The sequence below is a fragment of the Okeania sp. SIO2F5 genome, from assembly GCF_010692685.1.
GTDB classification, from domain to species: domain Bacteria; phylum Cyanobacteriota; class Cyanobacteriia; order Cyanobacteriales; family Microcoleaceae; genus Okeania; species Okeania hirsuta.
In genome coordinates, this window is record NZ_JAAHGU010000005.1 from 82,607 (window position 1) to 98,895 (window position 16,289).

A 16,289-nucleotide genomic window follows, 5' to 3' on the forward strand; every position below is an offset into this window, starting at 1 on the left:
AAATATTTTGTCAACTACCAAAATAAAAAGCTATGTTTAAGTATATCTGACTATATTTTTCTTTCAACTTTACTATACAAAATTTGCGAACTTAAACAGGTCTAATATTAATTAGGATCAGTTAGTACCGCTATATAATTTTCACTTCCAATACCATTATTCATATAGATTTGTCAATGATTTATATTAATTTTTTGGTTGTTAGCATTTATCCATTTTTGTCTGAATTTTCAGTTAGGACAGACTCAAATAAATTTAGTCTTATTTTGATTTACCTAATTTTATCATCTTCTCGATCCACTAAGAAAATCTGATTAAGTTCCGACTTTTGACTTAAGCTAAGACACATTTAGATTTTATGTTCTCTGTTAAACCTTAAGGGTTTACTTTTACAAATAACTTACAGCAGTTTCCCACTTTCCGTAGGTACAAAATTTTGGGTAGTAGGCAACAGCTCATCTAGCGAAACAAAAGAGGGAATAGAAATTAATCTAAAACTGTACCTCACCATCCATCAAAAGTGCTGTATATATAGCAATATAATTTAAGTTGTGAGTATTGGAAACTTTTAGGGAACAGGGGACAGGAAACAGAGAAAGAAGAAAAAAACGTATCATCTGAATATGATAACTGCTATATTCTATACTTTTAAGGAACAGTCAAATTATCACAAATGATTTATAATTGCTATAGTTTAAATGCTTAAGGGCTTACAATCAAACTGTTTCTTGATAAAAATTCAGCCTATAATAAAATTTTTAATTTACTCTGGTAAATTTAGTAATATTGCCTCAAGTAAGTGACATAGGAAAACATTTACTATATGATGTTAACTACATTAGGTTAATTTTATTCTATCGAAATTGATAGGAATAATCAACCTACTAAAAAACTGTAGAATATCAACAGTTAATCAGCAATATTACCCAATCCATAACTATCAAATAAAGGATTTTTTCAATAATAATGTCAACCTCAACAATAGCAACAGAAACAGAAAGCAGTGTTCACTATCTTCATACTGCGAATAAACTACTCAGAGAAGGTGATTTAGCAGAAGCTGTTGATGCTTACCAACAAGTAATTAAACTTAATCCTAAATCAGTAGTAGCTTATCAAAACTTGGGAGAAGCTCTTAGTTTACAGGGAAATTTAGAAGCAGCAGCAAATATATATCACCAAGGAATTCAACTGCAACCAAACTATCCTTGGTCTTACTATAATTTAGGAGAAATTTTAATTAAACTAGATAGATTTGATGAGGCAGTTATTTATCTAAATCAAGCGATTGAAATTAATTCAGAATTTCCCAAATTTTATAGTAGTTTGGGATTTGCTTTGGCAAAACAAGGATTATTTGATGAGGCAATAGTTGCTTATCGTCATGCTATTGAAATTGATCCAAACTTTGCTTTAGTTTATCAATATTTAGGGGAAACTCTAGCAAATAAAAAAGAGTGGAATGAATCCATAGATGCTATTAATCAAGCTATTGAAATTAATCCTTATTTGCCAGAATATCATTTTAGTTTAGGTAAGGTTCTAGAAGACTCTGGTCAACTCGAACAAGCGGTTATTTCTTACCGTCATGCTCTTGATTTAAACCCAAATTTACCAGAAGCTTGCTATTATATTGGTCTAGGTTTAACTAAGTTACAAAAATGGGAAGAAGCCATTGATGCTTGTATGCAAGCTATTTCCCTAAATCTCAAAAATGCCGAAATTTATCATCATTTAGGAGCAGCTTTAGTCCAACTCAAAAAATGGGAAGAAGCTATTGCTGCCTATCAAAATGCAATTGAATTTAATCCTAATTCAGCAATAATTCATCATCAGTTAGCTTATGCTTTTGCTCAACTCAAAAAATGGGAAGAAGCTATAACTGAATATCGTGAAGTTCTCAAAATTAATCCTAATTCAGCAGTTGTATATGACCAGTTGGGAGAAGCATTAACAGAAATGGAAAAGTGGGAAGAAGCAATAAATTGTCATCAAAAAGCTGTCGAAATTAAACCAGATAATCAAAAGTTTAATCAGCATCTACAAGAGGCATTAGCGAGAAGACAACAACAGAATAAAACAGTAATAGACTCTCATTTGAAATTAGCAGAAATGATGGAACAACAAGGGTTTATTGAGGAGGCTATTTCTGCTTATCGTCGAGTGATAAATCTTAATCCCACTGCTGCCGATATTCACCATAAATTAGGATATGCTTTGGCAAGTTTGGAAAAGTGGAATGAAGCGATCGCTTCTTATAATAAGGCAATTGAACTTCATCCAAATTCGGGTATTGTACATTATCATTTGAGCGAAGCTTTGACTAATTTAGGTTTAGATGAACAAGCAATATCTTCTTTAGAAAAAGCTATTGAACTTGCACCAAATTTATCTAGTGCTCATCAAGCTTTAGAAAATTTACAGGCAAAATCAAAGAATAGGGAGTAGGGAGTAGGGAGTAGGGGAGTAGGGGAGTGGGGGAGAAGTAAACATAAGAATAATTAACATTAATTTGGGTAAAATTAGCAAAAAAATTCCATGGGCATAAGTTAATTACTTAATAACTGAAGTGTTGCTGAATAATTAAGGTAAAGATTCTCTCCTTTGAAGGAGAAACAAGAAAAAATTTTCCTTTTATTAAATCCTCTTGCTTTTAGGGAGAGGTAATTATTAATTATTAATTATTAATTGTTCAACATCTCGCCACTCCCTACCTTCCCATTTCCCTATCTACTCAGTTACAAAGATATATGGCTATATGGCAAACTTTTTGGGATTTGGTATGATCCGATGTCTACAAGTCAGGAAGTTCAACCAAAGCTGAAAGCTATTAGTTAACTGCTAGTTAAGTAGATAGGGAAAATTATTTGCATATCTACTACTAAGATATATTTTATGATGTCTGAATCTTCTCTTTTCCCTATCTCCAACAAATTTTAAATTACAGCATTTTTTAAAATAGTGAAATACAGTTGAATTGCAATTTATGTTCCCTATTCCCTATTCCCTATTTCCTGTTCCCTAAAACATAGAATTTTTTCCTCACACTTTTCAGGCATTACTACAACCTACATTCTGCACTTCAAAATCTAGTATAAAAAAGGAGTCAGAATTTCCTAGGTCATGGTCTGCAAACAGCAATTCTGCAATTCAGTAGGAAATAATAGAGGTAATTATCAATTATCAATTATTGAAATAGTATAAATACCTAGCAAGCTACCGATTTTTATACTACTTTTAATGTTATACCATTTTGAAAAAAGAATGTTACGAATAGTAAGAGCGATAAAAAGACAAGTGCAGGAGATGTCCCTGTGAGAAAGTGGTGCAACCCCGCGACGACAACAGTCGCACCTGGTAGCACACCAAGAGAAAAAGATAATTTACGCCTTAAAAAATGGTATTAAAGCCATTCCCATACGACTCCTTACTCCTGACTCCTGACTCCTAAGAAATACCCTAGATATTTGTAGCAAACATTTATCAATTTGGTATTACTTAAAAATAACTTTTTTAATCAAACTTATTTTATTTTTGTACGGAGCATATCGCCAATTTAAATCAAACCATAAACCCTTTTTCAACACACTTTTGTAATGAGAAAAAGTGTCAAAACTAGCCTTGCCATGATAACGACCAATACCACTATTGCCTACACCGCCAAATGGTAAAGATACTACTCCAAATTGCATCACAGTATCATTAATACAAACATTTCCAGAAGAAGTTTCTGTTAAAACTTGCTCTTGCTTTTGTTTGTTTCGAGAAAAGAAATAAAGTGATAGAGGTTTAGGACGAGAATTAACCATAGCGATCGCCTCTTCTAAATTACTGTATTCTAAAACAGGTAAAATAGGTCCAAAAATTTCCTCTTGCATAATTAACGAATCCCAAGAAACCCCCTCAATAATTGTTGGAGCAATGTAGCGATCCTCTGAATTAGTTTCACCGCCAATAACTATTTTTCCATTTTGCAGTAAGTTAGTTAATCTACTAAATTGTTTTTCATTAATAATCCGACAATAATCTGGACTATTAGCAGGATTTTTACCATAAAATTCAACAATATATTTTTTTATTTTATCTAATAAATCTGATTTAACTGCTTGATTTACTAATAAATAATCAGGAGCAACACAAGTTTGACCAGCATTAATAAACTTTCCCCAAGCAATACGTTTTGCCGTATATTCTAACTGAACATCAGAATCAACAATACAAGGACTTTTTCCGCCTAATTCTAAAGTAACAGGTGTGAGATTTTTAGCAGCAGCTTCCATCACTATTTTGCCTACCCTTGTGCCTCCAGTAAAGAAAATATGATCAAATTTTTCTGCTAATAACTGTTGAGTTATTTCTACTCCTCCTGTAACTGTAGCAATATAAATAGGGTCAAAAGTATTAGCAATTAAATTAGCCACAACCTCAGATGTATTAGCAGCTACTTCTGAAGGTTTAATAATTGCACAATTTCCTGCTGCAATAGCACCTAATAAGGGAGATATTACTAACTGAAAAGGATAATTCCAAGGACCAATAATTAAAACTACCCCTAAAGGTTCTGGATAAATTTTTGCTCCAGCAGGAAACTGTTCAATTGGGGTAGAAACTTTTCGATGTTTTGTCCAATATTTTAGTTTTTTAATTGCATTATTTATCTCTTTGACAAAACCAAGTTCAAAATAACCTTCAAAAGTTGGTCGATTCAAATCTGCTTTAATAGCAGCTATTATTTGTTCTCTATCGTCTGAAACAACCTGTTTTAAAAGTTTAAGTTGTTCTATTCTAAATTCAACATTTCTAGTTTTTCCTGTGGCAAAAAATTGACGTTGTTTATTTAATATCTTACTGATTAATGATTGGTTGAAATTCATAGTTTTTCTCTTAAATCAATCTGATATAGCGCTGTGCGCAGGCAACAGGCAACAGGCAACAGGCAACAGGCAACAGAACAGCTCATCTGGGGGAATAAAAAACTTATAATATAACCCACATTCCGCATCACAAAATGTAGTATCGAAGAAGGAGTCAGGAGTCAGGAGACAGGAGACAGAATTTTAGAAGAAAATCATAGCTGCAGTGATTGAGTAATCAATCAAGCAAGTATTTATGCTTAATTATTTACTCGGAATTTGATCAACGAAAAAAGTAATTGAGATGATTTGCATAGTATAAATACCTACCAAGCTACGGATTTATATACTACTTTTAATGCTACAAATTGACGTACGGAATGTGGGATATAAGACTTTTAGCTATTGGACAGTTCTTGTAATTTGTAAATATGCCAGCGCACATTGCTATATAGCAATTCCCAAAAAGCGTGAGGTACAAAATTTTAGGCTTGAGGGAACACCGGATCTGGGAACAGGGAACAGGGAATAAAAAGACAAAAAGATAACTGTACCTCACGACCTTGGGAAACGCTATACCAATTTTATGTGAAGCTGTGTTAGGTGGTAGGTGGTAGGTAGTAGGTAGTAGGTGTTAGGTGTTATACCAATTTGAAAAAAGAATGCTTAACTTAAGTAGCACTTCAGTTATTAAGTAATTAATACTCTTATTCAATAACTTTTTTGATAATTACCACGCCAATTATTGTTAATTATTCTTATGTTTATTTATCCCCTACTCCTCCACTCAATAAAATGTAGCAAACATTTATCAAAATAATTAGGCCTAAAACCCCGCCTTTTAAGGCGAAATATTTTTGGAGGGCGGCTCAAATCCCCTACTTCCCCTCCCCTCCTGGGAGGGGGAGGGGCGAGGGGTGGGTTAACTTCTAACTTCTGACTTCTGACTTCTAACTTCGTTAAGTCAGGTGCCATAGAATTATTTTTTCCTTCTTCCTTCTTCCTTCTTCCTTCTTCCTTCTTCCTTCTTCCTTCTTCCTTAAAAAAACTATTCAACTTGACTAAGACGACGTAAATTCAAAATATCGCTCATATTTTTAATCTGAGTACAAGTCTTTTCAAATTGTTGACGACCGCTCACTTCAATACATAGATTAATAATTGCTGGGTGACCGGGATTTGTTTTAACTTGAGCATTTTGGACATTAACATTATTATCCATCAAACGAGACAAAATATCTTTCAAAACTCCCACTCTATCCATCACTTCTATACAAATATTAACTGGATAAGTTTGAGGTCTTCCTTGATTTTCATTAGTAGAATTCCAACTAACAGGAACTAACCTTTCTCCGGGTACATTTTCCACATTAGAACAACCTTGACGATGAATAGAAATACCATGCATACGAGTTACACTACCAATAATAGGTTCACCTGGAATTGGATTACAACAACCAGCCAAATGATACATTAAACCTTCAACTCCAGCAATGGGATGAGATTTATCTGAAGATGGAGTTTGAGTTGGACGAGGTAGCATTAAAGTAGATTTATGCTCAGAAAATTCTTTACAAATATCTGAATTTTTCTCAACTTGTGTGACTTCTTTAGTTGCATCTCGTAATCGATTCACTACTAAATTTAAAGTTATTTCACCGTAACCTAAAGCTGCTAGTAAATCTTCTACATTATGGTAATTAAATCTCTCAGCAATAAGTCGCATTTGCTCAGACTTGAGTAAAGATTCAAAACCTTTTTTACCCAATTCTTTTTCTAATAATTCTTTTCCTCTAGATATATTTCCTTCCCGATGAGAGCGTTTATACCACTGACGAATCCGGTTTCGCGCCCCACCAGTTACAACAAAATTTAGCCAATCTAGACTAGGATGCCCATTTTTTTGAGTTAATATTTCAACAATATCACCATTTTTTAATGGAGTATCTAAAGTGACAATCCGATCGTTCACTTTAGCCCCTGTACAATGGTTTCCTACTTCTGTATGAATACGATAAGCAAAGTCTACTGAAGTCGAGCCTTGTTTAAGAGAAATTACATCACCTTTTGGTGTAAATACATAAACATCTTCATAGAATAAATCACCTTTTATAGTTTCCAAATATTCTTGATCGTCTATCAGGTCGCTTTGCCATTCTAATAACTGTCTTAACCAGGTAAATTTTTCATCTTCAGCATTAATTTTAGTATTACTCGATCCGGTTTCTTTATACTTCCAGTGAGCGGCAATTCCATACTCAGCAATATGGTGCATTTCTAATGTTCTAATTTGTACTTCTACAGGGCGACCTGCATTACCTATTACCCCTGTATGTAATGATTGATAACGATTAGGTTTTGGCAGACCAATATAGTCTTTAAATCTTCCAGGAATGGGGCGGTAAGAGTCATGAACAATAGCTAAAGTTCGATAACAATCTTCTCTTTTATTCACAATAATTCTTAGTCCGGCAATATCATAAACTTCGTGAAATGCTTTTTGTTTTAAATGCATTTTCCGATAAATTCCATACAGATGTTTAGGACGACCACTAATGTCGTAGCATTCTATTCCTGCTTGGTCTAATTTATGTCGTAAATTTTCTGTCATTTCTAACAATTTAGCCTCTCGATCAGCTCTTTTATCTGCTACCAATTCTTGAACTTCTCGATAAGCTTCTGGTTCTATATATTTAAAAGATAAATCTTCTAATTCCCATTTGATTCGACCAATTCCCAAACGATTTGCTAAAGGTGCAAATATTTCCCGTGTTTCTAATGCCTTATTTAACTGTTTATGACGTGGCAAATGTTGCAGAGTTCTCATATTATGTAACCTATCTGCCAACTTAACAACAATTACTCTAATATCCTTTGCCATTGCCAAAAACATCCGGCGAAAATTCTCAGCTTGTAGCTCTGTTTTACTAGAAAAATTAAACTTAGAAAGCTTTGTTACACCTTCTACTAATAAAGCTATTTCCGAGCCAAATTTTTGTTCTATTTCTTCAATAGTTACATCAGTATCTTCAACAATATCATGTAGAAAACCTGCAGCAATCATCGCACTATCACCACCGAGATATTTCAACAATCCCGCAACAGCTATAGGATGACATATATAAGGTTCTCCTGATTTACGATATTGTCCTTCATGCAACTTATAAGCCAATTCAAATGCTTGACAGATTAATGCTGTATCTAGGGAACAGCTAGTTAAATTATCAGTGTTATTTTTGCTATTGATACATTCTTGTAGCCAGTCAGGAATTACACATGAAAGTACAGGTTTAGGTGCTAGAGTTTTTGTCTTCATAGGAGTTAGTTTATAAATCAGATTAATTGGTTGTTTCTTTAGCTAATTTAGACTAGAGATGCCAGAGTTATATTTTGGTTTTTTCTTAACCTAAATTATCAATTTATAGTTGATGAGAAAGCGGTCTTAATTTTAATTAGCTTTGTACTTTATAGTTACAGCTTTTTTGAGATTATCTGTTATTTTTTATACTTTAATTCTGATAAAAAAATATGGAAAACTATGTATAATCATTGGGATAAGATTATATTATCAAATCGGGATTGATGTCTACGGATATCTACAATATAACTTAATAATTGAAGACATAATTACTCTTGAGTATAAATAGATTATGACTCTAAAAAAACTATCAAAAATACTCATCAAATCAGTAATCGTAGAGTGAAATTAATTTACAGAACAATTAAAACTAATTCTGCAACTTTACTGAGATTATGAATATCCTATATTATTACCTTGTAGATTAATAATATAGTCTTTCTCAAGTGACTGAGGTACAGTTGTTTTTCTTCTTTTCTCTCTTGGTGCACGTTCCCTCTCTTGGTGAGCATTCCCTCTCTTGGTCGGCATTCCCTTGCGACTGGCGTCGTTCCGGGGTCCGACCGCTTGCGCCTGACGGCGACGCTGGGTCTGACCGCTTGCGTCTGTCGCACCCCGCGGGGTCGCACCGCTATTCCTTGTTTCCCAAGTTTCCCGAATTACTGCTCCCCACTGCCTAAAAATTACGAATGCGCCTACCTCACGCTTCTTGGGAATTGCTATATATACAAATTTAATTGATTTATATTATGTTACCAAAGGAGCATAATCAACGATATCAAACATTCAGTCAACTGCTGAATCAGTTACAAGAACTTATGGCCCAAGAAAATCTAGAGCTAGAAAAAATTTCGGCCATGAGGAAAGAAATCCAACAGTTTTTCGAGATTAAGATTATGAGTCTAGATAACTTAGAACTAGATCTATCTATTGTATTCCAGATCAAGTCTTACCTAACAGAGATCCACAAGGAACTTCGACTCTTATATGTAGATTTAATTTTTTTGCAAGCATCTCGAAATCCTCAAACAACACAAAAACGATTGGCCACTATCAAAGACCGCCTAAAAACCCTCATAGGCTATTGCGGAAATATACTTAGTCAAACAAAATTAACACAGGATTAGGAATATATATGATGAAAAGTCCCAAGTACGATGTAGATTTAGAAGATGCCGTTTTGAACGATATTATCCCGGTAAAATATTGCCCAGAATCTAAAGGTTTTTGGATTTCGGGAAGAAATTATGAAGCCTGGTTAGCCAGTTTACCCTCATGGTATGCCCCAGAAGAAATATTACCTTATAATCAATTTGAAGATTTTGTCCCCTCCCCTTTTGATGGTAAAGCGGGGTTATGTCCAGAATGTGGTACTTATTTATCACGCATCAAAATAAATATTAAAAAACCTTTCTATATAGAACGTTGTCTACATGATGGTGGTATTTGGTTTGATAATGCTGAAGAGTGGAAAATTTTAGAATCCCTTGGACTGCATACAAAAATACATGAGATGTTTTCTCGTCGATGGCAAACTAAGGTGCGTCAGCATCAACAAGAAATGATTAATCGTCAGACTATTATTGATAAATTGGGAGAAGAAATAGCTGAGTATGTTTTTCAATTAGCAGATATATTAGAGGATAATCCTCATGGAGATTGTGCTGCTACTTATATGTTACGCAGATTTGAAAATAAAAGAAAGGAGCTAAATGGGAAATTTAGTGTAGGAAGTCAAAGTTAATATTTTATGAAAGGAAGAAGGAAGAAGGAAGAAGGAAGAAGGAAGAAGGAAGAAGGAAGAGGGAATAAGGAATAAGGAAAAAATAATTCTGCGCCACCTCACATAAAGAAGTCAAAAGTCAAAAGTCAAAATTTAAAAGTAATATTTTGAGGAATTAACACTTTGAAACTACAGTAATTTAACCGAAATTATTTCATATTTAAAGGAGCGAAACTAGAAGTTAAAAGTCAAAAGTCAAAAGTCAAAATTTAAAAGTAATATTTTGAGGAATTAACACTTTGAAATTACAGTAATTTAACTGAAATTATTTCACATATATATAAGAAGCGAAACTAGAAGTCAAAATTTAAAAGTTAAAAGTTAAAAGTAATATTTTGAGGAATTAACACTTTGAAATTACAGTAATTTAACTGAAATTATTTCACATATATATAAGAAGCGAAACTAGAAGTCAAAAGTCAAAAGTTAAAAGTTAAAAGTAATATTTTGAGGACTTAAAACTTTGAAATTACAGTAACTTAACTGAAATTATTTCATATCTATAAGAAGTGAAACTAGAAGTCAAAAGTCAAAATTTAAAATTTAAAAGTAATATTTTGAATACTCAAAACTTTGAGAATACAGTAATTTAACTGCAATTATTTCAGATCTAAAGGAGCGAAACTAGAAGTTAAAAGTCAAAAGTCAAAAGTCAAAATTTAAAAGTAATATTTTGAATACTCAAAACTTTGAGAATACAGTAATTTAACTGCAATTATTTCAGATCTAAAGGAGAGAAACTATTAGTAACATTCTTTTTTTAGCTGGTATAACACCTAAGTGCTTAGGCAAAATGAATTGCCTAATTTTATTCTCTATAATTTTTACAACATCAGCTTTTTAGCTTGAGAGTATGTGTAATTAATTTTGCATGACTACTTAAAACCTATGAACTACCACCTACCACCTAGTAATGAATTCCTTACTTGATATAAAAAATCTACGAGTAGCTTATCCAGAAAAACGTGGAAAATCTCATTGGGCAGTAAATGATGTCTCCCTCACACTTCAACCAGGTGAAAAATTAGGATTAGTGGGAGAATCTGGATGTGGTAAATCTACTCTTGGACGTGCTGCTATGAGATTATTACCCAAGTCAGTACAAGTTGAGGGGTCTATAACATTTGGGGGAGAATACATATTTGAGATGAACCCCTCTCGACTGAGAAAATTTCGTGGAGAAGCAGTAGCATTAGTTTTCCAAGACCCCATGACTCGCCTCGATCCATTAATGACTATTGGGGATCATTGTGTAGAAACAATTCAAGCTCATCAACCCAATATATCTAAATCTCAGGCACAACAAAAATCTACAGAAACTCTTGAAGCAGTAAATATTCCTGCCAGTCGTTGGTCTCAATATCCCCATGAATTTAGTGGAGGAATGCGACAAAGGGTGGCGATCGCTCTAGCTTTATTACTGGACCCTAAGTTAATTGTTGCGGATGAACCTACTACTAGCTTAGATGTAACTATAGCGTCTCAGATTTTAGGGGAACTTACCAGACTTTGCCAAGAACGTCAGACTTCCCTATTATTAATTTCTCACGATTTGGCAATGGTAGGAGAATATTGTGACCGTATTGCTGTAATGTATGGAGGTGAAATAGTAGAAACAGGTTCAATTAAACAAGTTCTCTACAATCCCCAACATGAATATACCAAATCTCTGTTTCAAGCTGCTTTACATATTCAAGTAGTTGAATCTACTCCTGCTCAAATTCAACTAGAAAAATCTGAATCAACGGAACTTCCCAAAATCCTCAAACCAATTTTGCAGATCAAAAATTTACAGAAGCACTACACCTTAGAAAGTAATTTTATAGAGCAGTTATTATTTTCTGGAAAAAGTAAACTTATCAAAGCAGTAGATGGAGTTAACCTAGACCTCTATCCAGGGGAAATAGTCGGATTAGTAGGAGAATCTGGGTGTGGTAAAAGTACCTTATCTCGGACTATTTTACAATTAATCAAACCGACTTCTGGCTCAGTCAAATTTCAAGGCAAAGACTTAACGAGTCTCTCTTTATCCGCATTGCAACCCTACCGTCGCGAAATGCAAATGATATTTCAAGACCCCCTTGCTTGTCTTAACCCGATGATGACTGTTGACCAGATAATAGCTGACCCTCTATTTATTCATAATTTGGCTAGTGTAGAGAAAGCTAAAATTCAAGTGGAGCAAATGTTAGAAAAGGTAGGTTTGACTCCAGTAGCAGAATATGGCAAAAGATACCCCTCAGAATTATCTGGAGGACAACAACAAAGGGTAGCTATTGCTAGAGCTTTGATTACTAATCCAAAACTGATTATTTGTGATGAACCTGTGAGTATGTTGGACGCTACTATTCAAACTCAAGTGTTGGAATTGATGTTGGAATTGAAGAAACAATTAAATTTAACCTATTTATTTATTACCCATGATCTATGGGTAGCTAGATTTATTTGTGACAGAATTGCTGTTATGAATAGTGGAAAAATTGTGGAGGAGGGGAGAACAGAAGAAATATTTAATTATCCCCAGCATTCTTATACTCAGACATTGTTAAATGCTGCGCCTTTATTAGAAGTAGAAGGGAACAGGGAATAGGGAAGAGTCTCAAACCTTTGTAGAGAATAAATTTTCACCTATAGGATGACATATTGTAATTCTAGTACTATCAATAAAACTAATTCCTGTACTTTTTCTTTTTCTTGAATTCAAATAAACCATTAATGGACTTCTTTGAAGGTGAATAGAAAGAAGACGCCAAGTTCACACTGTTTAGATTTCCTTCGATGGAACATTTACAAAATTTTTGGCATTCGGAAGAATATCAAGCAATTAAGCATCTAAGAATGAATAATACCCCACCAAATTTTACATTTGCCGTTCATGCTGTTGATATGATGTCCAAGTGGAAGCCAGTCTAAGTGGCTGGTTCTTAAGCCTTGAAAGAACAACTTTTATAACAAAAGAATTATTTTAATATGTCTAATTATCTTAAAACAAAGTTTCAAAAAATCTTGAGACTTTTCCTCTACATCTTTATTGTTTTCATAGCAACTTTCTCTATTAATCTCGCAGCTTATCCATCTGTTGATGTTCAAGCAATTCAGCGACTTAATCCATCGGGATTGTTTGATACAACTCCTTACGGATTTTCACAAGTTGTAACTGTGCCTTCGACTGGAAAAATCGTTTTTGTTTCGGGACAGTTTAGTGGCGATCTTGAGGGTAATGTCCTAGGAAATACTTTGGAAGAGCAAATGCACCTATCTTTTCAGAATTTGAGAACTGCGATTGAAGCTGCTGGTGCAAAATCAGAGCACGTTGTACAGATTAGAGTATTGATTGTAGATTATCAAGAAGAGGACCTGATTCTTTTTCAGAGAGAGATTCAAGAATTATTTGGTGATGCACTGCCTGTCAGTACCTTGATTCCAGTACCCCGACTAGCATTGGATGATATGTTATTTGAAATTGAGGCAACTTTGTTCATTCCGGAGCAATAAGATTAAAGGACAATCCTCTAAAAGATATGACTAGGAAAGTAACAGAAGAAGACTATGCACAAGGAATGATAATGAAGTAATTGATGATAATGTAAACCGATTGACAAAAGAAACATAACTACCAGATTCAACCAGAAACTATATCTAAGTATCGTTAGGACATTAAAACTCTTACAAATGACCATCTATTTTGGGACTCAAAAATTAGGTAGATTTTTTGATCCTAATTTCAGGTAGAATTTAACAAAACCGTTGCCTAACAGAGAGAACCCGAATCAAGAGACTAAGTTTTTCATTTCATGGAAAAACTCAGTTTCTCAAACTTAAACTTATAAAGAGAAGTTTTACTCAATGGATGCTTTAGAGGTAATTTATCAACGCCGCGCTGTAAAACATTACGATCCTAAGCATAAAATCACACCTGAAGAAGAACAAAAACTTTTAGAAGCAACAATTCAAGCTCCCACCAGTTTTAACATTCAACATTGGCGTTTTGTTATTCTTCGAGATCCAGAGTTACGACAAGAGGTCCGAAAACTTGGTTTCGATCAAGCTCAAATAACAGAAGCTTCTTTACTCATTCTCTTTACAGGAGATGTGAAAGCTTGGGAAAAAGAAGCCGATCGCTATTGGCAAAATGCTCCAGAGCAAGTCGCCAAGCAACTTGTAGGTATGATTGGGCCTTTCCATGAAGGACGTGAATGGCTGCAGCGAGATGAAGCTCAACGTTCAATAGGTATGGCAATGCAGACCTTAATGTTAACAGCAAAAGCGATGGGTTATGATTCCTGCCCAATGATTGGTTTTGATATTGAGAAAGTAGCAGAATTAATTAATTTACCCAAAGATTATGTAATTGGTCCTATGGTAGCCATTGGCAAAAAAGTTAAAGCTCCTTGGCCAAAACCCGGACAATTACCATTAAGTGAGTTAGTTATTGAAAACAAATTCTTAAAGTAAATTAAATTATAGCTCTGCTAGTTTAAACTAAATTCCTCTGCCCTACACTGAAAACCTAAATTCCGGTGTGGGGCATATACTTTTAATGTAGCCCAAAAAATATACAACATGATTAACGCTAACTTTCTAGCTGACACTGACCCCTTAGTAGCAGAACTAATTCAAAAAGAATATGGACGGCAACAAGACCACCTAGAACTAATTGCCAGTGAAAACTTTACCTCAGCAGCAGTAATGGCCGCCCAAGGTTCCGTACTCACCAACAAATATGCCGAAGGTCTCCCAGGTAAACGTTACTACGGTGGCTGTGAATTTATAGATGAAATTGAGCAAATAGCTATAGACCGTGCCAAACAATTATTTGGTGCTGCCCATGCCAATGTACAACCCCATGCAGGTGCCCAAGCTAACTTTGCCGTATTCCTTACCTTGTTAAAACCAGGGGACACAATTATGGGAATGGACTTATCCCACGGCGGACATTTGACCCACGGTTCCCCAGTTAATGTTTCTGGTAAATGGTTCAATGTTCATCATTATGGTGTCAGTCAGGAAACAGAAACCATAGATTATGACCAAGTTCTCGAACTGGCAAAGCAACATAAACCTAAACTACTAATTTGTGGTTACTCCGCCTATTCTCAAATAATTGATTTTGAGAAATTTCGGGCGATCGCTGATGAAGTTGGAGCTTATTTATTAGCAGATATTGCTCATATTGCTGGTTTAGTGGCAACGGGTCACCATCCTAACCCCATTCCTTACTGCGATGTAGTCACAACTACTACTCACAAAACCTTGAGAGGGCCACGAGGCGGTTTAATCCTCACCCGCGACCCAGAATTAGGAAAAAAACTGGACAAGTCAGTATTTCCCGGAACTCAAGGAGGTCCTTTAGAACACGTTATTGCAGCTAAAGCAGTAGCATTCGGAGAAGCATTAAAGCCAGAATTTAAAGCTTATTCCGGCCAAGTGATTGAAAATGCTAGTGCCTTAGCAACTCAACTGCAAGAACGCGGATTAAAAATAGTTTCTGGTGGTACGGAAAATCACGTTATGTTGGTGGATCTAAGGTCAGTAAGTATGACAGGGAAAAAGGCAGATAAATTGATGAGTGGAGTTAATATTACTACGAATAAAAATACTGTACCTTTTGACCCACAGTCTCCTTTTGTCACCAGCGGCCTCCGACTAGGTTCTCCAGCAATGACCACAAGAGGTATGAAAGCTCCTGAATTTACTGAAATAGGCAATATTATTGCGGAACGGTTACTCAATCCAGAAGATGAAGGGGTAGCTCAAATGTGTCGAGATAGGGTAGCATCATTGTGCGATCGCTTTCCTCTCTATCCTCATCTCATGGCTAAGGTTCCCAGTCTAGTCTAAATAATTTTGGATGGACAATTGAGGATTTTTCCGAAGTTGAGGTTTTATGTATAGCACTATAGTTTTAGTGACTATACATAGATATTGTGAATCGGTAACTTAATAATTTGGGATTGATTTCTAGTCTTGAGCTACGAGCAAATTAAAGACTAGATTTAATCCCCAACCTGTATATTAGACTATGAATTATTAGAGGTGTTCAATACAATGTCTCTACCATATAGGATTTGCTGAAAAAAGCAGAGTTTGGGGAGGGTGGGGAGAAAGAGAAAGTAGGATGAATAATTGTACCTGTATCTTTCTGTGCTTGTCTGTCTTTTGTCTTAACTTTTTGGTCACTCAAGCTAAAAAGTTGGCACTTTTTTTCGCTCCAAAAAGGCTAAAACCTTTATCTGTCAGTACTTTTAGATTTAATCAGCAAACCCTATATAGATCGATACCTATTTATCGGCAG

General features: G+C 34.7%; 11 protein-coding genes. 8 read left to right on the plus strand and 3 right to left on the minus strand.

Annotation, left to right across the window (positions count from 1 at the left end; translation table 11 throughout):
- Window positions 1–966: 966 nt before the first annotated feature.
- Entirely contained in the window at window positions 967–2,448 is a 1,482-nt protein-coding gene (locus F6K27_RS03035) for a tetratricopeptide repeat protein (RefSeq protein ID WP_287274113.1), read from the plus strand.
- A 1,046-nt stretch (window positions 2,449–3,494) separates the two neighbouring features.
- On the opposite strand, the gene F6K27_RS03040 is transcribed toward F6K27_RS03035, so the two are convergent.
- From F6K27_RS03040 to F6K27_RS03050, 3 genes are all read right to left on the minus strand, one after another.
- Window positions 3,495–4,874, minus strand: a complete 1,380-nt coding sequence (locus F6K27_RS03040; RefSeq protein WP_287274111.1) for an aldehyde dehydrogenase — start codon at window positions 4,872–4,874, stop codon at window positions 3,495–3,497.
- Window positions 4,875–5,621: 747 nt separating this feature from the next.
- Window positions 5,622–5,909 (minus strand): hypothetical protein, encoded by a 288-nt coding sequence (locus F6K27_RS03045; RefSeq protein WP_287274109.1) that lies wholly within the window; start codon window positions 5,907–5,909, stop codon window positions 5,622–5,624.
- A complete protein-coding gene (locus F6K27_RS03050) occupies window positions 5,902–8,169 on the minus strand; it encodes a bifunctional (p)ppGpp synthetase/guanosine-3',5'-bis(diphosphate) 3'-pyrophosphohydrolase (RefSeq protein ID WP_287274107.1) in 2,268 nt (755 codons plus the stop codon). Before F6K27_RS03050 ends, F6K27_RS03045 begins: the two co-directional genes overlap by 8 nt.
- Before the next feature lie 791 nt (window positions 8,170–8,960).
- Here F6K27_RS03050 and patD point away from each other — a divergent pair.
- From patD to glyA, 7 genes are all read left to right on the plus strand, one after another.
- Window positions 8,961–9,338: a heterocyst frequency control protein PatD gene (gene patD / locus F6K27_RS03055; RefSeq protein ID WP_287274105.1), complete on the plus strand. Its 378-nt coding sequence runs from the start codon at window positions 8,961–8,963 to the stop codon at window positions 9,336–9,338.
- Window positions 9,339–9,346: 8 nt separating this feature from the next.
- Window positions 9,347–9,955: a zf-TFIIB domain-containing protein gene (locus F6K27_RS03060; protein WP_287274103.1), complete on the plus strand. Its 609-nt coding sequence runs from the start codon at window positions 9,347–9,349 to the stop codon at window positions 9,953–9,955.
- Between the two features lie 952 nt (window positions 9,956–10,907).
- Window positions 10,908–12,584 carry an ABC transporter ATP-binding protein gene (locus F6K27_RS03065; RefSeq protein WP_287274102.1) on the plus strand — a complete coding sequence of 559 codons (1,677 nt, stop codon included), beginning with the start codon at window positions 10,908–10,910 and terminating at the stop codon, window positions 12,582–12,584.
- Window positions 12,585–12,754: 170 nt separating this feature from the next.
- Window positions 12,755–12,907 carry a DUF1330 domain-containing protein gene (locus tag F6K27_RS03070; RefSeq protein WP_353735926.1) on the plus strand — a complete coding sequence of 51 codons (153 nt, stop codon included), beginning with the start codon at window positions 12,755–12,757 and terminating at the stop codon, window positions 12,905–12,907.
- Between the two features lie 57 nt (window positions 12,908–12,964).
- The gene (locus F6K27_RS03075) at window positions 12,965–13,489 is read left to right on the plus strand and encodes a RidA family protein (protein WP_287274100.1); all 525 of its coding nucleotides are present in this window, start codon (window positions 12,965–12,967) and stop codon (window positions 13,487–13,489) included.
- Between the two features lie 351 nt (window positions 13,490–13,840).
- Window positions 13,841–14,449, plus strand: coding sequence for a nitroreductase family protein (locus F6K27_RS03080; protein WP_287274097.1), 609 nt, complete (start codon window positions 13,841–13,843; stop codon window positions 14,447–14,449).
- 108 nt (window positions 14,450–14,557) lie between these two features.
- Window positions 14,558–15,835 carry a serine hydroxymethyltransferase gene (gene glyA, locus F6K27_RS03085; protein WP_287274095.1) on the plus strand — a complete coding sequence of 426 codons (1,278 nt, stop codon included), beginning with the start codon at window positions 14,558–14,560 and terminating at the stop codon, window positions 15,833–15,835.
- Window positions 15,836–16,289: the final 454 nt, after the last annotated feature.

Bases quoted from the DNA above. Each gene is read 5' to 3' on its own strand.
- F6K27_RS03035 (WP_287274113.1), top strand. From the start codon at position 967: ATGTCAACCTCAACAATAGCAACAGAAACAGAAAGCAGTGTTCACTAT.
- F6K27_RS03040 (WP_287274111.1), bottom strand. From the start codon at position 4,874: ATGAATTTCAACCAATCATTAATCAGTAAGATATTAAATAAACAACGT.
- F6K27_RS03050 (WP_287274107.1), bottom strand. From the start codon at position 8,169: ATGAAGACAAAAACTCTAGCACCTAAACCTGTACTTTCATGTGTAATT.
- patD (WP_287274105.1), top strand. From the start codon at position 8,961: ATGTTACCAAAGGAGCATAATCAACGATATCAAACATTCAGTCAACTG.
- F6K27_RS03060 (WP_287274103.1), top strand. From the start codon at position 9,347: ATGATGAAAAGTCCCAAGTACGATGTAGATTTAGAAGATGCCGTTTTG.
- F6K27_RS03065 (WP_287274102.1), top strand. From the start codon at position 10,908: ATGAATTCCTTACTTGATATAAAAAATCTACGAGTAGCTTATCCAGAA.
- F6K27_RS03075 (WP_287274100.1), top strand. From the start codon at position 12,965: ATGTCTAATTATCTTAAAACAAAGTTTCAAAAAATCTTGAGACTTTTC.
- F6K27_RS03080 (WP_287274097.1), top strand. From the start codon at position 13,841: ATGGATGCTTTAGAGGTAATTTATCAACGCCGCGCTGTAAAACATTAC.
- glyA (WP_287274095.1), top strand. From the start codon at position 14,558: ATGATTAACGCTAACTTTCTAGCTGACACTGACCCCTTAGTAGCAGAA.